The following is an 18,396-nucleotide window of genomic DNA, read 5'->3' as shown; positions in this document are numbered from 1 at the left end:
GTCAATTGGGGATGAGAAAGCAGATTAGAATTCCGAATAGTGTTTACCATGCTTTTTAGCTTGATACATCGCATTATCTGCCGATTGAATTAAATCTTCTCCGCTGCCATCCTGAGGATACAGGGCTGCTCCCATGCTGCATGTAATCGAAATTTCATGTTGTCCAATGACAAATCGGTTGCTAAGTGCTTGAATTACACGATGTGCCACCTTATCAATATCTTCAGGCATTTCAAATTGCTGCAGCAATATAACGAACTCATCACCGCCCAGACGGCTGACCGTATCAGGATCCCTAACACAGTGCAAGAGCCGCGCAGCTACCTTTTGCAGAAGCTCGTCTCCAACCGCATGTCCATAATTATCATTGATTGCTTTGAAGTCATCCAAGTCCAGATAAAAGACAGCGAGCTTACGTTGATATCTTTTGGCTAACAGCAAGGATTGGTTATAACGGTCATGGAACAGCCGTCTGTTCGGCAGTCCTGTCAAAGCATCATAGTAGGCCATACGGACTAAGTGTTCTTCCACAGACTTATATGGGCTAATATCCCTTGAGATAATACCGATACCGGTCGGAACGCCTCCATCCTTAATCAAACAGGCTTTACCTTCTACCCACAATAAAGTCCCATCATTTAACTGGTACCTAAATTCGAGTGTAAAAGGTTTGTGGTCTTCAATCAGTTGACTGAAGCTTTGCAGAAATCGCTCTCTATCTTGCTCGAAAACATGGCTGGAGCCATGCCTTTCAATCAATTCCTCAGAAGGTAATCCCAGCATTCTCTGGAATGACGGGGAGCTGTACGTAATCAATCCATCCAGACCCATGGCCAGAATAAAATCCTCACTATGGTCGATCAGCTGCCGGAAAAACATGTCCTGAACCTTGTAGTTATTATCCATCGCCCTCACCTCATTAGTTGGGAGTGACTGTGTCTCTTAGTAGATATTTAGATCTATTCTCATTATAGAAATAAGAATGAGATAAAAGCAATAAAATGTCCTGTAATCGTTTGGAATTTCACAAAAATGATTGTCATAAAACTTGTCTCCTCCTCGTATAGTTGGATTAAGAGAGAAGGACAAACAATCCATATTTTCAAGGAGGAATCATCTATGAAACCGTACAGATGGACTCGATGGGTGGCAGTGACGGGCATCGTTATGTTGCTTACTTCAGGCTGCTCCATATTAGAAAAGAAGGAACATTCGCAATCGATCGATCCTCCGCCAACCGGTGCAGGCGCTAATGCAGGAGAAGCGAAGGCTGTGAGCGGCAGCATGATTCAGAATCCCTCATCCATTACCATCTATGCCAAGGACACTAACGGTTTCATAGCTCCAGTTGGAATTAACGTAGAGAAATCCGTAGAGGTGGCTAAGAAAGCTTTGGAATCTATGGTAGATGGCAGCGCATCGGCTAAGCAATTGCCAGTTGGTTTTACCCCCATTATTTCTAAAGGTACTACAGTAAAGGGCATTAATATTGTGAAGGATCAGAAGCTTGCCATAGTGGATTTCTCCAAGGCATTTACAGATTATAATGTGCAAGACGAGCGAAAAATTCTCGAGGCAATTACTTGGACGCTTACAGGCTTCCCATCTGTTGAAAAGGTGCAGCTCCGCGTTGAAGGCAAGGCTCTTAAAGAAATGCCGCAAGGGGGAACGCCGCTTGATGAGCCGCTTACAAGAGCGCTGGGTATCAATCTAGAGAAGCCTGAGGGGGTCGAATACGGTCAGTCCACCCCTGTAACGGTATACTTCCTCGGACAAAATCATGACAATTACAAATATTATGTACCTGTTACCCGTATGGTTAAACGGACAGACAATGTCGCCAAAGCTGTAATAGAGCAGCTAATTGTGGGACCGGATCAGAAGAAAGGGCTTGCCGCTGTTATGACACCGGGTGCAGAGCTGAAGAAAATTCAAAAGGCGGAAAACTTAATTACGGTCGATTTCTCTGAAAAGGTACTGGGGCCAGATAAGAAGGCTCCTGCCGAAGCCTTGAACGCAGTAGTGCTTTCACTTACCGAAAACGCAGGCTCTGCAACGAAGGTACAGATAACAGTCAATGGAGAAGCTAAGGTTACAACCAGTGAAAATCAAAGCTACAGCAAGCCTGTGAGCCGTCCATCGAATATTAACCAAATAAAGTTGTGAAAAACACATGATTTGAACCAAAAAGCACAAATTAGATAAGAATACATTAGATGAGGGAGCCGAGGCTCCCTCCTTTTGTTGGAACTTGAAGCGCCGCTCTGGTACAATGGGAAGGTTGAAATTCAGTTAGCGATAATTCAGGCCGTGCTTACATGCAGATTCTGCACCAAGCAAAAATGTTATGATGTCAGCTTTCTAACGGAGAGCCCCTAGGAGGAATCAATCATGAGAAAAGACGGGAGACAGGAAAACCAAACCCGTTCTGTTTCTATTACAACCCATTATAACAAGCATGCCGAAGGCTCGGTATTGATTGAAGTAGGGGAGACCAAAGTTATTTGTACGGCAACGGTGGAAGAAAGAGTGCCGCCCTTTATGAAAGGGCAAGGAAAGGGCTGGGTGACAGCAGAGTATTCGATGCTGCCAAGGGCAACGCAGGTGCGCAATCAGAGGGAATCGGCCAAAGGCAAGCTGGGAGGCCGCACTATGGAAATCCAGCGCTTGATTGGACGTGCGCTGCGATCCGTGGTCAGCTTGGAAGCATTGGGAGAACGTTCCATCACACTAGACTGCGATGTTATCCAGGCGGATGGGGGCACGCGAACGACTTCTATTACGGGAGCATTTGTAGCGATGTCGATCGCTATTGATACGCTTGTGAAGGAAAAGAAGCTGTCCAAGTACCCGATTACCGATTTTCTAGGCTCAGTCAGCGTTGGGGTCGTTAATGAAAAGACCTGTCTGGATCTCAATTACGAAGAAGATTCTAAAGCCAAAGTTGATATGAACGTGGTCATGACAGGCATGGGTAAATTTGTGGAGGTTCAAGGAACAGGCGAAGATGCTCCGTTTTCCCGCAAAGAGCTGGATGACCTGCTGGCCTTGGCCGAAGTAGGTATTCAAGCCATGATCCGTGAACAGGAGAAGGCTTTGGGGCCTGAAATATCTGCACGAATAAGGAGTGCATCCCATGCTGCCGCCCGGGTCTGAGATAATTGTAGCCACTCGAAATGCCGGCAAAGTCAAAGAGCTTGCCTCGATGTTTCTGGACAAAGGGATTGTTGTAAAAAGCTTGCTTGATTTCGACGACATGCCGGATATCGTGGAAGACGGAGCAACTTTCACAGATAACGCTTTAATTAAAGCTCGTACTATTGCGCGGCTTCTGAGCCTTCCAGTCATTGCTGACGATTCTGGTTTGTGCGTGGACACATTGAATGGCGAGCCCGGCGTGTTTTCTGCGCGTTATGCGGGAGAGCATGCAACGGATGAGCAAAATAACCGCAAGCTGCTGGACGAATTGAAAAAGTCGGGGAACCTGTTAAAGCAGACTCCTGAGACGGCTTCTGAGCCTATTTATTTAAGTGCTGCGAGGTTCAAATGTGCGATCTGTTTAGTTGACTCTGATGGCAATCCGCTTGTTCAAGTAGAAGCGGGCTGTGAGGGTGTAATTATCGCAGAGGCGCGAGGAGCAAACGGCTTTGGTTATGATCCGCTTTTTTACATACCGGAGTTAGAGAGGACAATGGCTGAGCTTGATTTGGAACAAAAGAATAGGCTCAGCCATCGTGGAGCTGCCATCCGGCTGTTATGGAAAGCTGTTGAAGCTTAAAGCGGAGGTAGATGAGAGTGTGCTTGTGGAAGTGGCGTCACCTTTCCTCTTCTTGTCTACCCTCATTAATCAAGTCAACGGATCGAAACCTTATAGTGTCTTAACCAAGTATCCACTTGAGCCAAATAGGCGAACAGCTGAGGACCTGTCATTAGCTGACCGAACCAAGGCAGATTGAATTGGCTTGCATCTCCCTCAGCCAAGCTGCGTATTTTTGGAACATCAATAAACGGCAGCAGCGGGGAGCTCGAATCATTCAGAATATCCAGCACCCAGGATCGGACTGCTTTCAAATAGCTCGGGTTATGCGTTTTTGGATAGGGACTTTTTTTGCGAGTAAGCACATCCTCAGGGAGAACGCCTCGCAGCGCACGGCGCAGAATGCCTTTTTCCCTGTCGCCGGACGTTTTAATTTCCCAAGGGATGTTCCATACATACTCCACAAGTCTGTGGTCGCAGAACGGAACCCGCACTTCAAGACCAACTGCCATACTCATCCGGTCCTTGCGGTCAAGAAGTGTAGGCATAAAGCGGGTAATGTTAAGGTAAGACATTTCCCGCATCCGGTTTTGGACCTGATTTTCACCGGCTAGCCGCGGCACTTCCGAAAGCGCCTGACTGTACCGTTCTTTCACATATTGTTCAGGCTTTACCCAGCGTACGAAATCGGGTGACAACAGATCTACGCGGTCCTTGGTGGCAAGTGACCATGGAAAGGTGCCTGCGTTCAAGGCTTCTTCGCGGTGAAACCAGGGGTAACCTCCAAAGATCTCATCGGCGGCCTCTCCGGAAATAGCTACAGTGGCGTCCTTTTTAATCTCACGGCAAAATAAATATAAGGAGCCGTCCACATCGGCCATGCCAGGCAGGTCACGGGCATAGACGGCTGTTTTGAGCGAATCCACAAGCTCAGGGGTATCGAATTCAAGGAAGTGATGCTCACTGCCGAGAAACTCGGTCATTCGTTTAATCCAGGGTGCATCCGCATTGGGCTGGAAGGTATTCGCTTTGAAATGTTTGTCATTGTCCACATAATCGATGGAATAAGTGTGAATAGTGCCCATCTGTTTTTCTTTATAATAGTTAGACGCAAACGTAGTTAATGCGCTGGAGTCGAGTCCTCCGGACAGCAGGGTGCAGATAGGCACGTCTGACGCTAATTGGCGGATTACCGTATCTTGGAGAAGATCATGGATTCGCCCCGCTGTTGCTTCCACATCATCTTCATGCGGCTTGCTTTCCAGCTTCCAATAAGCCCGGATGTTCAGGCCGTTGCGATCCATGACCATGCAGTGTCCGGGCTTCAATTCAGACATATTGCGGTAAACTCCATGCCCCGGGGTACGAGCAGGACCGATGGCGAATATTTCTGCTAGCCCTTCACCGCTAATTTGAGCGGGAAAATCGGGATGAGCGAGAATAGCCTTGGGCTCGGACCCGAACAGCAGCCTGCCGTTTTCATACGAATAAAAGAACGGTTTTACGCCGAGTCTGTCTCGTACTAGAAATAAGGATTGGTCAATGGAGTTCCAGACGGCAAATGCAAAAATGCCGTTTAAACGGTCTACACAGGAACGCCCCCATTCGATAAAGGATACGAGCAGTACTTCAGTGTCGCATGTGGTAGTGAATGTATGTCCGCGCTGCTCCAGCTCTTTTTTTAGCTCAGGAGCGTTATAGAGCTCTCCGTTGTAGACGATGGTAAATGTGTTTTCACCGTAATTTCGAATCATTGGCTGTATTCCATTAGCCGGATCCATAACGCAAAGACGTCTGTGTCCAAGCGCGCAATGCGGAGTGATCCAAGTACCTGAAGCATCCGGACCGCGATCTGACAAAGTATCCGTCATATGTTCCAGAATGGACGGATATTGGGTTAAATCCTTGTTCCATTCAATCCATCCCGTTATCCCGCACATAGCTTTCATCCCTTCTTGGTGTGTTTAGTCGACAACTATCAAACTTTTCGACAGTGACAGCGTGATTATAAAGGTTATGCATAGGCAAAACAGAAAATGTCTGTCCCGTCAACAGGAAAAGATAGACAAAATACAAATTAGCGTTTACACTATGCGGTAACGGTTTGTGATGATGACCATATTGGATGAATAGAACAAGAGCGATTATCCCACTCTAATCAAAGAGAGGCTTGGAGGGATAACAGCTTTTATAGTAATTAAAATTCTGTGGTTTCACACATTTGAAAATGTTCTTGTCCTGCGCTATGCTATGTAGATAGCTGTTGATTAAGGATTACAATGGGTCAGTAGCCAGGCCCGAACCAATCAAGATGAAGAGGTGGTCATACGTATGAAAAAAACAAAACTAGCCAAGCAACAAAGTGAATACAAAGAGGCCAAAGAACGCTTTGAAAAAGCGAATGCGGCTTTTCAAAATAAGCTTGCAACCGTCAAGCTGCTCGGAGTAGTTACCCAGGAGAAAGTTGAAGAACTGATTGAAGATACAGGCCTGCACAACGCATTGAATGATCTGGGTATTGCTGAGAAATCATTGCTGGAATGGTCGCATGAAGCTATTCAAAGCGAGAAGGATTACTTGCAAAACAAGGATGCTGTTGATAAGATGTATGCTTTTATTGATCAGGATCCAAGCATCAAAGCCAAATTAATTCAAGCGGCAATGAAAATTAATTAATAAAATATGAATTTTGAAACAGCGGTGGGGATTTCCCCATCGCTGTTTTTTTGGGTTCAGAAAGGATTTTTTAATTGGTTTAGGGCAACCTAATTTGGCAATATGCGAGAACTAGGTGTGAAAATCTTTCGCGAAAATAGGTGAGGTCTATGTCCAGGTCTATCAACATGATTCAGGCATCCATGATTGTTCTATGCTCAGTAGGATTGTTGAATCATGTCATCATCATTCCCATATTGCTGGATGTAGCGGATCGAGATGCTTGGTTGTCAGCTGCAGTTGCTTTTTTTCCGTTCATACTCTGGATATTTCTGCTCCAATGGATTGTGAAACGAAGCGCCCAACAGCCGTTATTTGAATGGATACAATCAATAGCCGGAAAAGGAATTTCAAATATACATAAGCTCATATTCGGTATTTTATTGCTGCTGATTGCAGCTATCACGATAAAAGATACGGTAACCTGGGCAGTCGCGTCTTATTTGCCCGAGACCCCGACGTTTGCGTTGGCTTTGCTCCTCGTCAGCCTCTGTTACTTTGCGGCGCGCTCAGGGATTATCTGCATCGCCATTATGAGCGGTATCTTGCTTCCGGTGATTGTGCTGTTAGGCTACTTTGTAATGACCGCGAATTTTGTCAACAAGGATTACACAAGGCTGTTTCCTATTTTGGAGCTTGGGATGGGGCCGCTGCTCGAAGGCATAATCCATGTTGGAGCCGGATTTGCGGAGCTGATGCTTTTGCTCTTAATTCAGCAGCATATCGGCACGCGAATCAAATGGTGGCATCTGGCCTTACTGGCGGTGCTGATTACGGGCTTAACACTGGGGCCGACTACAGGTTCCATAGCCGAGTTCGGACCTGTAGAATCCGCCAAACATCGGTATCCTGCATTTGAACAATGGAAACTGGTTATCGTGCAAAGATTCATCGAGAGGGTTGACTTCTTTTCTATTTATCAGTGGTTTGCGGGAGCGTTCGTACGAGTCTCTGTTGCTATGTATTTATTAACCGAACTAAGTCCCTTCAAAGGCAAGAAAAGCAAGCCGGTCTTTCTCATTGCGTTGTCCGTTCTGTTGGTACTTATTATGCTGCTTCCCATTAGCGATATCCAATTTTACGATTGGCTTAAATACCGTTATTTACCGAGTACCTTGGTTTGCTACCTTGTTCTTACTTTGAGCTTATTAATCGTAGCGTTCTTTTCCAAAAAAGGAGGGAGTTTACGTGACAAGATGGGATGAGAGAATTCTTCGGGAGATGTTCGAACGCTGTGATGATGTTAAATTTATTGAAATAACGGAATCCGCAGAAACCGAGAAACGCAGGAGCTTGCTTCTAGTCTATTGTGAGGGGTTATGCGACACTAAAGCGCTGCAGAACACTTTGCTGCCGAGACTGCAAGCTGGATTGGAAACAATTGTAAGCAATGAAAATGATAATGCAGATTGGCAAAACATGCTGAAATCAACTTTTAAGGCGGACGCATCGGATCAAGATGTTATGGATGAGCTATTCAAAGGAAATCTTCTTGTATTCGAAATATCCAGCGGTAAGCTGAACTATGTTGAAATGGCTAATCGTCCCGAACGTAAACCTGAGGATTCGAGCTCGGAAATGACCATCAATGGACCTCGGGATAGCTTTATAGAAAATTTGAATGTCAACATTGCTCTCATTCGTAAACGTCTTCGCAGCAATACTTTATGTGTGGAGAAGCATATTGTTGGCAGCCGCAGCAGAACCGAGATAGGTCTTTTGTATTTAAGTGATGTACTGGTAGATGCGACCTTACGCGAAGTAAAGGACAAATTGTACAATATTGAAACCGAGTCGGTTTTAAGCCAAGAAGAACTGAAGGTATTGTTGACAAGAACAAAAGGCGAGTTTTTTCCGCTAATGAATTTGACGACTCGCACGGATATGGTTGCTGACAGTCTTATAAAAGGACGATTTGTGATCATGATGGATGGCAACCCCACCGTACTCATAGCACCGGTTAATATCTCATACGCAATGACTGTTGGTGAGGATATGCATACGCCTCTGCCGCTCCTGTATATTGAAATGATCATGAGGAGAGTGGGGCTTTTAATTACGCTCTTGATGCCGGGCTTTTGGGTCGCCCTTACCTCCTATCATCAGGATCAAATTCCTTTCCCACTGCTCGCAACTATTGCGGTAGCTACCGAAGGAACGCCGCTCTCAGGACCGATGGAAATATTATTGATGACACTCTTGTTTCAATTTTTTTTAGAGGCGGGCAGTCGGCTGCCTTCAGCATTAGGGCCTTCTATATCTGTTGTTGGAGGTTTGATTATCGGGGATGCGGTCATTAAAGCGGGATTGACTTCGCCTGCCACACTAGTTATTGCCGCTGTTTCTGCAACAGCCCAGTTTACATTGGTTGGGGGATTGTTCGGCATAAGTGTTGGGCTGCTGCGAATATATATTTTTCTCTTTGCTTCTTTTTTTGGATTATTCGGATTTTTTACTGCCGTATTTTCAATATTGATTTATATGTCCAATTTAAAATCTTTTGGTGTACCTTATTTGGCCCCTTTTTCACCAGTTAATTGGAGGGACTTATGGTATGTATTAACTCTGCACCCCCGCGGCAGACGCCAAACCAAGCCTGAGCTGCTGACTCCTCAGAAGGATCATACGGGACGCAGAGGAGGGCAATCGCAATGAGGCGAGCTTTGCTTCTTGCGGCCATGCTGCTTGTCAACGCCGTCCTTTTGAGCGGCTGCTGGAATGCATCGGACATTGATAATTTGGATTATGTGAATGCAATCGGGATTGATTATTCCAAAGAGGAGAAACAATTTACCGTCTATTTACAGCTTCTTAGCTTCGAAAAGGTTGCAAAAACAGATACAGGGAACAAAAGCACCTCCACCCCGGCATGGATTGGAATCGGCAAGGGTAAAACTTATGTGGATGCAGTCGGAAATATTTCTTTGGAGTCAGAAAAACGTTTATATTGGGGACATGTTACGGCATTGGTTATGGGAGAGGGGCTGCTGGCTAAAGGAGATATAACGGATGTGCTGCAAACCTTTTTCAGATTTTATGAGCTCCGATATACAATGTGGGTCTATGGAACACGCGGCAAGCTGAATGAGCTTTTTATCGCAACCCCGAACTTTGAACAATCCCGATTGAATATGCTGATCCATAAGCCTATAGACAACTTTAAACAGCGCTCGTACATAACCCCGATGCGTCTCAATGATTTCATTGCCACATATTATGAGCCTGTACAAACACTATTGTTGCCAGCTGTTTCCGTCAGTAAAGAGGTTTGGCGCAGAAATGACGAACCGTTGGGATCGATGCGCTTTGAGGGAATTTTCCCTTTTAGGCAAAATAAAAGCGAAGGCTTTATGCCTTTGGAACAGGTAAAAGGGCTAAGATGGGTCGAGAAAAATACTAACAGAGCACCGGTTTCGGTAATCGAAAAAGGAAAGGAGCTCGCTAATCTGCGGATGAGGAGGCCGCATTACTCGGTTAAGATCAGGGAGGAGAACAGCAAGCCTGTGTTCGATCTTCATGTAAAAGTGGATGGAGCTATCACGGATTTGAACGAGCAGGTTTCCGAGCAAACTCTTTGCAGGCAGGCTGAAAAAATAATCGAAAAGGAAATTCGGGAGACCTATGAAAATGGACTGAAGCTGAAAGTAGATCTGCTTGAACTTCAAAAGCATCTGTATGTTCGAGGGGCGAAACGTTTCCGGGAGTACGATAAGGATAAAGATCAATTCGTTTTGGAGTCAAACTCTTTGGGTAATGTGAAGGTACAGGTAGAGATAACTACGGCAGGTAAGTATACATATCGTATGTACAAGGATTAGCACTTTAGCAACAGGATAGGGGAGAATAGCCGCTGGTTTTGCTTTCCGACCTCGAATCGGGTACACTGCTTTCAAAGAGCAAGCTTGTGAAGTGACAGCAAATGCTTACGAAGTTAGTTTCGCTTTAAGCGAAACTCTTAGGGGAGGCGGTGTGTTTTTGACCGAGAAGCCGAACGATAATGTCATTCTTTTTCCTAAAACTGTTGAATACTACCAATTTGAGCTGACCCGAATGCTGGAAACAGAACGTTATGGCGAAGCCATCCGAATGCTGGAGTTTTTGCTTACTTGCCATAATCAAGACGAGAGGATAGAGGACGAGTGGCACGCGCTGCTGCAGTGGCTGCAAACGATGTTTCCTGATCAAATATTTCCTACCCCGGATAGTGAGGAAGAGGAAGAATTGTCTGAAGCCGACATGTTTCGTCAGCATTTGGCTGTGAAGGAACGGGCTGATAGCGGCTACACAGAAAGGCTCCTGGACCTGCTCAAGCAGCCCCAATCTGTCGAAAACTTATTGCTGGCGCTCGATCAATTAGCATTTCTGGAGCATCCTGAAATCAATAAAAAGCTTGGGGAATTCATCACAAAACAAGAGCAGCATCCCATCATTCAGTATAAGGTTCTCCAAACTCTCAAGCTCCGCGGAGTGACAGGGCCGCTGAAATTGTCGAAGCAGGGAGAGACGATTGTTGTTGACGTTGAGGACACCCCCGTTACTTTTAGCGATTTTCCGGATCCAATCGGTGAGATTATTGAGCGAATACAAGATATGAGTCAAACGGTTCAGCCGGCTTTAGCTTATTTTGCTCAAGAAACATGGAATGAATTTTTAGCTTACATATATGGTACTGCACAGTACCGGCAGATGCTCCGACAAGAGCAGGCCTGTGTGGATGTTTGGGCTGCAGCTTTTCATTTCGTTCTGCTTGAGAAAGTGTTCAACAGCGGGGATAAAGAAGAAATCCTTGACCTGTATGGGATTACGAATGATCTTGTTTTCCAATGGGAGCAAGCATATCGGGTCATGCAGTCGTTTGCTTCTTCTACGTTTTCACGAAGTCAGGGAGAGTGAATATATTTCCTTTTCCTTTACTTGAAAACAAAAAAGGGTATGTTATAATAGAATGGTTATATTGACGATTTGGGACAACATATCCTCCCAATATCGTCAGAACGTGAAAAAGTTATGGATAATTTTTGGAGGGGAAAGCATAAAATGAAAGCAAGCTGGGAAAAAATAGAGAAGAACGTTGGCGTTCTTGAAATCGAAGTTGAAGCGGAGCAAGTAGCAGTAGCTCTGGACAAAGCATTTAAAAAGGTAGTTCAAAAGGTAAATGTTCCAGGATTCCGTAAAGGTAAAGTACCTCGTTCCATTTTTGAATCGAAATTTGGCGTTGAAAGCTTGTATCAAGATGCTCTTGATATCGTTGTTCCGGAAGCATACACAGAAGCAGTTGGAGAAACTGGAATTCACCCGGTTGACCGTCCTGAAGTTGATGTAGAGCAATTTGGTAAAGGCCAAGTTTTGAAATTCAAAGCTAAGGTTATTGTTAAGCCTGAGGTTGAACTGGGCGAATACAAAGGCATTGAGCTTGAGGCGAAAGAAGCGGCTGTTACTGAAGAGGAAATCAATGAAGAGCTTGATAAGCTGCAAAAGCGTCATGCGGAACTCGTTCCTTTAGAAGAAGGTGCAGTTGAGAACGGCGATACTGTATCCATCGACTTCGAAGGATTCGTGGATGGCGTTGCTTTTGAAGGTGGCCAAGCAGAGAAGTATTCTCTTGAAATCGGATCAGGCAGCTTTATTCCTGGGTTCGAAGAGCAAGTTATAGGTTTGAACAAGGGCGAAGACAAGGATATTACAGTGAGCTTCCCTGAGAACTATCATTCCGAAGATTTGAAAGGCAAGGAAGCTGTTTTCAAAATTCATTTGCATGACATCAAACGCAAAAACCTTCCTGCTCTTGACGATGAGTTTGCAAAAGACGTCAGTGAGTTTGAAACATTGGAAGAGTTCAAAAGCGATTTGGGCAAAAACTTGCAAACTCGCAAAGAATCCGAGCTTCAACGCAACAAAGAAGCAGAAGTGGTTGAAAAAGCCGCTGCAGCTGCAACAATTGAGATCCCTGAAGTTATGATCGATAACGAGACCGCACAAATGGTTAAGGAATTCGAAAGCCGCTTGAGCTCTCAAGGTATGAATCTTGAAATGTACTTCCAGTTTACTGGTCAAAGCGAAGAATTGTTGAAAGGCCAAATGCGCGGCGACGCTGAGAAGCGCGTTCGTAATAACTTGGTTCTTGAAGCGATCGCTAAAGCTGAAGGCATCGAAGCATCCGAAGAGGAGATCAATGCTGAATTGGAAAACATGTCCAAGATGTACCAACGTCCTGCTCATGAGCTTCGTGCTATCCTGAGTGCTAATGGCAATCTGGGCGATTTGACGCATGATCTTATTGTTAAGAAAACAGTTGACTTCTTGCTTGAAAACAGCAAGTAATATAGTGGAAGGGGCACGTGATTATACGTGCCCTTCTCTGTAGCTACAGAAGTCACCCCTAAATCCCCTTATAGGGGACCCCAGAGGTTTCGCCCCCTGGACCACGATTAAATACATATGCAGTTGGATTAAATTTGGCGCAGGTACACGCGTCTGTCAGAATGCAGCCTACTCTACGAGTGGCTGACATTCTGACACGCTTTACCTATGTGCAGGTGCTCGCTTATCGTCTGACGAGGCGCCCCAATTATTGGGGGCGCCTATGTCAGACACGCTTTACGGTTTAACAAACATGAAGCGTGTCCTGGCCTCGACCGTAGGTCGGGCCGGGACGGACGCGATTCCACAACATAACGTTTCATCGAAGTACATAGGCGTGGGTTTGAACCCGGCCACAAACGTAAAGCGTGTCCTGGCCTCGACCGTAGGTCGGGCCAGGACAGACGCGATCTCACCACATAAAGTAACATTGAAGTACATAGGCTTGGGTTTAGACCTCCCTTAAGCGGGTCCAGGGGCGCAGCCCCTTGGGGTCCCCCCTTGGAGAAGGGGGGATTTAGGGGGATGACCTCCCAGTTAGCGAAATGATTTTAAAAGTGATACAATGAAAATCGTAATACATTTTGGAGCAAAGGGGTTGGAACAATGGGTCTGATACCTATGGTTGTTGAGCAGGAAGGACGCGGGGAACGTTCGTACGATATTTATTCCCGCCTCTTGAAGGACAGAATTATTTTTATCGGTACTGGCATTGACGATGATGTTGCCAACCTCGTTATTGCGCAGTTACTCTTTTTATCTGCGCAGGATGCAGAGAAGGATATTCATCTATACATCAATTCACCGGGTGGTTCAGTGACAGCCGGAATGGGTATATACGATACGATGCAGTTCATCAAGCCTGACGTATCAACGATTTGCGTCGGAATGGCAGCTAGTATGGGTTCGTTGTTGTTGACAGCCGGAGCCAAAGGTAAACGCTTTTCATTGCCTAACAGCGAGGTGATGATTCATCAGCCGCTGGGTGGAGTTAGAGGCCAGGCATCGGATATTAAAATCCATGCGGAGTGGATTATTAAAACCAAGAATAAACTAAACCAGATCTATGTGGAACGTACGGGTCAGCCGCTAGAGAAAATTGAGCGCGACACGGATCGTGACAACTTTATGAGTGCGGAAGAAGCCAAAGAATATGGGCTTATTGATGCAGTTATCACTCGTAATGAACTGAATGGATAAGGAGTGATCCCATGTTTAAATTTAACGATGAAAAAGGTCAACTCAAATGCTCCTTTTGCGGCAAGTCGCAAGAACAAGTTCGTAAGCTGGTTGCCGGACCAGGTGTTTATATTTGTGATGAGTGTATAGAACTTTGTACGGAAATCGTTGAGGAAGAGTTGGGTCACGAAGAAGAACTCGATCTCAAGGACGTTCCTAAACCGAAAGAAATCCGCAATATTTTGGATCAGTACGTCATTGGTCAAGATCAAGCCAAAAAATCGCTTTCTGTAGCGGTTTACAATCACTACAAACGGATTAATTCCCAGCAATCCAAGCTGGAAGATGTTGAGCTTCAAAAAAGTAATATTGTCCTTCTTGGTCCTACCGGAAGCGGCAAAACGTTGCTTGCTCAAACGCTAGCCAAAATCTTGAATGTTCCGTTCGCAATCGCTGATGCCACTTCTTTAACTGAAGCGGGTTATGTGGGCGAGGATGTAGAAAACATTCTGCTGAAGCTGATTCAAGCTGCGGATTACGATGTAGAAAAGGCTGAACGTGGTATTATCTACATTGATGAAATTGACAAAGTAGCACGTAAATCGGAAAATCCGTCTATTACACGTGATGTGTCCGGTGAAGGTGTGCAGCAAGCCCTTTTGAAAATTTTGGAGGGTACGGTTGCTTCCGTTCCACCACAAGGCGGGCGTAAGCACCCGCATCAAGAGTTCATTCAAATCGACACAACCAACATTTTGTTTATTTGCGGCGGTGCATTTGATGGGCTGGAGCAAATTATCAAACGCAGAATCGGCAAGAAAGTCATTGGTTTCGGTACCGATGGTCTGAAAGCTGATTTGAAACCGGGTGAGTACTTGACCATGGTACTGCCTGAAGACTTGTTAAGATTCGGGTTAATTCCCGAGTTTGTAGGACGTTTGCCAGTAATCTCAACTTTGGAGCCGTTAGATGAAGCTGCTTTGGTGCGGATTTTGACAGAGCCGAAGAATGCATTAGTCAAACAGTACCAAAAAATGCTAGAGATGGATAATGTAACGCTTGATTTCAACCAGGAAGCTTTGGATGAAATTGCCCGTGAAGCCATCAAACGTAATACGGGAGCTCGTGGCTTGCGTGCTATCATTGAAAGCATCATGCTGGAAGTGATGTATGAAGCGCCGTCTCGTACGGAAGTTTCCAATTGTGTCGTGACCAAGGAAGCGGTTCAAGCAAAGACTGCACCTGAAATCACATCGAAGGATGAAAAATCCGTTAAGAAAAAAGAAGAGAGTGCTTAAGCACTCTCAATTGAATAAACTAAACCATAACAACCTCCAATCCAATATTAAGCCCACCCAGGCTTTATGACGGAGCGGAGGATGTTTGGTATTATAGGAGCGATTGAAGCTATGTTCCATAGAACGGAGACTATTCCTGTCAAAGTAGGAGATCTGACTATAGGCGGCAGCAACGAGGTTGTCATGCAAAGCATGTGCACCACGAAAACGGCGGATGTAAAATCTACCGTTGCGGAAATTCACCGCTTGCAAGATGCCGGCTGCCAGATTGTCCGTGTTACCGTCAACAATAAGGAAGCTGCTGAAGCTATTAAGGAAATTAAGAAGCAGATCAGCATTCCGTTAGTAGCCGATATTCACTTCGATCACAGGCTGGCTCTTCTAGCCATAGAGAACGGCATTGACAAGGTACGGATCAATCCTGGCAATATCGGTCGTCGTGAGAAGGTTGAGGCCGTTGTGAAAGCGTGCAAGGAACGCGGAATACCGATTCGGATCGGTGTTAATGCGGGGTCGCTTGAGAATCATTTGCTGGAGAAGTATGGCTACCCGACGCCTGAGGCGATGGTGGAAAGCGCGCTATATCACATTAATATTTTGGAAGAGCTTGATTTCCGGGATATTATTGTTTCTTTGAAAGCTTCCGATGTACCGATGGCTATTGCTGCTTATTCCAAAGCCGCGGCTGCTTTCCGCTATCCGCTGCATTTGGGAATTACTGAAGCCGGTACTCTTTTTACAGGCTCGGTGAAAAGCTCGGCAGGTATTGGCGCCTTGCTAAGCATGGGACTTGGATCGACGGTACGAATTTCTTTGAGTGCTGATCCAGTAGAGGAAATCAAGGTTGCGCGTGAGCTGCTTAAAACATTCGGACTTATTACTAATGCTGCTACATTAGTTTCTTGCCCTACTTGCGGACGATTAGATATTGACTTATTTTCCATTGCTAATGAAGTCGAGGAATATATATCCAAAATTAAAGTCCCAATCAAAGTATCCGTATTGGGATGTGCGGTTAACGGTCCTGGAGAAGCGAGAGAGGCGGATATTGGGATCGCTGGAGCGCGCGGCGAAGGCATGCTGTTTCGTTATGGGGAAATGATTCGTAAAGTACCTGAAGCTGAACTGTTAAACGAATTGAAGAAAGAAATTGATGTCATTGTGGAGCATTTTACCCGCACTGGCGAGATTCCAGGTAGAAAGCATCACGCACCCCAGCAAGCTTAAAATATATCGAAATTTTATAAACTTAAAGCAGCGTTCCCCAAATCGGGTTCGCTGCTTTTTTTTATTTCCATCAAGGATGAATATGATTCAAGCTATTGACAAATAACAAAGGAAAAGCATCCGCTTACGATACAAGTTTTACTAAATCGCATGAGCATGATTAAGAGAAGTCGCTACAAAAAGCAATTAGGAGGAGATTGGAATGTACTTGAAAAAGAAATGGCTGGTTATGCTTTTAGTAACCCTATTTATGGCAATGACGTCTTACAACAGTACTTCGCAAGCGATTGCTGAAGAAGGAATGCTCACTACTAAGCGAATAGCTATTGTAATCGACGATTTTGGCAACGACCAGCAGGGCACCCGTGAAATGATGGAGCTTCCGGTTCCAATTACTGTGGCTGTGATGCCATTTCTGCCAACTACGCGGAGAGATGCTGAATGGGCTCACCAATTAGGACATGACGTGCTTATTCATATGCCGATGGAGCCTGTTCATGGGAAAAAAAGCTGGCTTGGGCCTGGTGCTATCACGGCCGATTTATCTGATGAAGAGATACGCCAAAGAGTTTTGGCAGCCATTGACGAGGTCCCTTTTGCAATCGGAATGAACAATCATATGGGATCCAAGGTGACAGCTGATGCAAGGATAATGCGAATTATTTTGCAGATTTGTAAGGAAAAGAATTTATTGTATCTGGATAGCAAAACGACTCATAAGAGTGTAGTAAAGCCTGTAGCCGCTGAGCTGGGAGTTAAAATAGTAGAAAACAATATCTTCATGGATGATGTTTATACGCGTAATCATATCTCAAAACAAGCCGTAAAGGTGCAAAAGCATGTAAAAGATAATGATTCAACCATTGTCATCGGTCATGTAGGCCCGCCAGGGAAAAACACGGCTTCCGTATTAAAACAGTCAGTTCCAGCTATACAGGAGCTAGCTCAATTTGTGACCATTTCTAAGCTGACTCCTTAACGGGTGCAGCTTTTTTTATGCGTGGGAAGCTGGTGTCATTAATCTTTCAAATAATTGGTAACACCGGTTACTATAGCTTCCGCCAATTTTTTCTGCTTCTGAGGCTCCATCATTTGTTCCCGGTCTAAGGAGTTAGAAATGAACCCCATCTCAACTATGACAGCAGGCACATGGACATGCTTAAGCAAGAAGTAGGGTTTTCCAAGAACAGCTTCAGTTGACGTACCGTACATGTTATTCAACGAACGTTGTATAGATTCGGCAAGCCTCTGGCTAGGCGCTGTTTTTTGAAAGAGGACAAGTGGACCTCTTATGGAGCTGTTTTTAGACCAGTTGACATGAAGACTAATAAGCACCTTGGGGTGAATTTCATTGGCCAGGTGGCTTCGTTGAGCCAGATCTTTCAGATGCCTTGAACGAGCCCGCAGCCATCCGTTTTCTTCGCTAAGCGCGTAGTCATTCATTCGGTTAACCAGGACAGTCAGCCCTTTTTCACGAAGCAGATTATAAGTAAGCTGGGCCATTTCCAGATTGATGTCTTTTTCATAGATGTTTCCATACAAAGTGCCGCTATCAATTCCGCCATGTCCTACATCAATCAACACATCCACATCTGTAACGAAAGGGTTTCTAAGGACCGGATAAGGGGCTGATACATCCTTTGCAGTTACGACCTGGCTTATGCTTACTGTACCAAGTAATAAGATTAGAACGATTAAAAGCATTTTGCGACGCATGACCAAATTCCCCCGTTCAATGATTTTTCTATACTATATCGTTCTCCAGTGGCTTAATCTCATTCATGATTGAAAACTTTCTCAGTAAGGGATTAATGCTACCTTAAGAGGGGAATACTACCAGGAAGATATAACTTGTAAACT

General features: G+C 45.1%; 16 protein-coding genes. 13 read left to right on the top strand and 3 right to left on the bottom strand.

From position 1 onward, the window contains the following. Positions 1-24: 24 nt before the first annotated feature. A complete protein-coding gene (locus ACFQ0C_RS18630) occupies positions 25-906 on the bottom strand; it encodes a diguanylate cyclase domain-containing protein (protein WP_379368510.1) in 882 nt (293 codons plus the stop codon). A gap of 213 nt (positions 907-1,119) precedes the next feature. Here ACFQ0C_RS18630 and ACFQ0C_RS18625 point away from each other — a divergent pair, with 213 nt between their 5' ends. The 3 genes from ACFQ0C_RS18625 (at position 1,120) to ACFQ0C_RS18615 (ending at position 3,778) form a co-directional block, all read left to right on the top strand. Further along, entirely contained in the window at positions 1,120-2,166 is a 1,047-nt protein-coding gene (locus tag ACFQ0C_RS18625; protein ID WP_258211264.1) for a GerMN domain-containing protein, read from the top strand. A 225-nt stretch (positions 2,167-2,391) separates the two neighbouring features. Beyond that, positions 2,392-3,156 carry a ribonuclease PH gene (rph, locus tag ACFQ0C_RS18620; RefSeq protein WP_379368509.1) on the top strand — a complete coding sequence of 255 codons (765 nt, stop codon included), beginning with the start codon at positions 2,392-2,394 and terminating at the stop codon, positions 3,154-3,156. Further along, entirely contained in the window at positions 3,137-3,778 is a 642-nt protein-coding gene (locus ACFQ0C_RS18615; protein WP_379368508.1) for an XTP/dITP diphosphatase, read from the top strand. The genes rph and ACFQ0C_RS18615 overlap by 20 nt, the downstream gene beginning before the upstream one ends. Before the next feature lie 74 nt (positions 3,779-3,852). Here ACFQ0C_RS18615 and asnB read toward each other — a convergent pair whose 3' ends face one another. Beyond that, entirely contained in the window at positions 3,853-5,697 is a 1,845-nt protein-coding gene (gene asnB / locus ACFQ0C_RS18610; protein ID WP_379368507.1) for an asparagine synthase (glutamine-hydrolyzing), read from the bottom strand. 391 nt (positions 5,698-6,088) lie between these two features. Between asnB and ACFQ0C_RS18605 the strand changes: the two genes are divergently transcribed. From ACFQ0C_RS18605 to ACFQ0C_RS18560, 10 genes are all read left to right on the top strand, one after another. Continuing rightward, positions 6,089-6,433, top strand: a complete 345-nt coding sequence (locus tag ACFQ0C_RS18605) for a hypothetical protein (protein ID WP_258211260.1) — start codon at positions 6,089-6,091, stop codon at positions 6,431-6,433. A 149-nt stretch (positions 6,434-6,582) separates the two neighbouring features. Next, positions 6,583-7,677 (top strand): GerAB/ArcD/ProY family transporter, encoded by a 1,095-nt coding sequence (locus tag ACFQ0C_RS18600; protein WP_379368506.1) that lies wholly within the window; start codon positions 6,583-6,585, stop codon positions 7,675-7,677. Further along, complete coding sequence (locus ACFQ0C_RS18595) at positions 7,661-9,127, top strand: spore germination protein (RefSeq protein WP_379368505.1); 1,467 nt, start codon at positions 7,661-7,663, stop codon at positions 9,125-9,127. The genes ACFQ0C_RS18600 and ACFQ0C_RS18595 overlap by 17 nt, the downstream gene beginning before the upstream one ends. After that, a complete protein-coding gene (locus ACFQ0C_RS18590) occupies positions 9,124-10,290 on the top strand; it encodes a Ger(x)C family spore germination protein (protein WP_379368504.1) in 1,167 nt (388 codons plus the stop codon). Before ACFQ0C_RS18595 ends, ACFQ0C_RS18590 begins: the two co-directional genes overlap by 4 nt. Positions 10,291-10,447: 157 nt before the next feature. Further along, the gene (locus ACFQ0C_RS18585; RefSeq protein WP_379368503.1) at positions 10,448-11,365 is read left to right on the top strand and encodes a hypothetical protein; all 918 of its coding nucleotides are present in this window, start codon (positions 10,448-10,450) and stop codon (positions 11,363-11,365) included. Between the two features lie 144 nt (positions 11,366-11,509). Beyond that, positions 11,510-12,793, top strand: a complete 1,284-nt coding sequence (gene tig, locus ACFQ0C_RS18580) for a trigger factor (protein ID WP_379368502.1) — start codon at positions 11,510-11,512, stop codon at positions 12,791-12,793. A 645-nt stretch (positions 12,794-13,438) separates the two neighbouring features. Then, a complete protein-coding gene (gene clpP, locus ACFQ0C_RS18575; protein ID WP_258211254.1) occupies positions 13,439-14,032 on the top strand; it encodes an ATP-dependent Clp endopeptidase proteolytic subunit ClpP in 594 nt (197 codons plus the stop codon). Between the two features lie 11 nt (positions 14,033-14,043). Further along, on the top strand, positions 14,044-15,309 hold the full coding sequence (gene clpX, locus ACFQ0C_RS18570; protein WP_258211253.1) for an ATP-dependent protease ATP-binding subunit ClpX: 1,266 nt from the start codon (positions 14,044-14,046) through the stop codon (positions 15,307-15,309). A gap of 111 nt (positions 15,310-15,420) precedes the next feature. Then, complete coding sequence (ispG, locus tag ACFQ0C_RS18565) at positions 15,421-16,536, top strand: flavodoxin-dependent (E)-4-hydroxy-3-methylbut-2-enyl-diphosphate synthase (RefSeq protein WP_379368595.1); 1,116 nt, start codon at positions 15,421-15,423, stop codon at positions 16,534-16,536. A 202-nt stretch (positions 16,537-16,738) separates the two neighbouring features. Further along, positions 16,739-17,515, top strand: coding sequence for a divergent polysaccharide deacetylase family protein (locus ACFQ0C_RS18560; protein WP_379368501.1), 777 nt, complete (start codon positions 16,739-16,741; stop codon positions 17,513-17,515). Between the two features lie 38 nt (positions 17,516-17,553). Here ACFQ0C_RS18560 and ACFQ0C_RS18555 read toward each other — a convergent pair whose 3' ends face one another. Next, positions 17,554-18,252: an N-acetylmuramoyl-L-alanine amidase family protein gene (locus ACFQ0C_RS18555; protein WP_379368500.1), complete on the bottom strand. Its 699-nt coding sequence runs from the start codon at positions 18,250-18,252 to the stop codon at positions 17,554-17,556. Positions 18,253-18,396 lie beyond the last annotated feature (144 nt).

Source organism: Paenibacillus sp. GCM10027630, from assembly GCF_042676305.1.
In the GTDB taxonomy this organism is placed as follows: Bacteria; Bacillota; Bacilli; order Paenibacillales; family NBRC-103111; genus Paenibacillus_S.
This window is presented reverse-complemented; position numbering and strand designations above follow the sequence as displayed.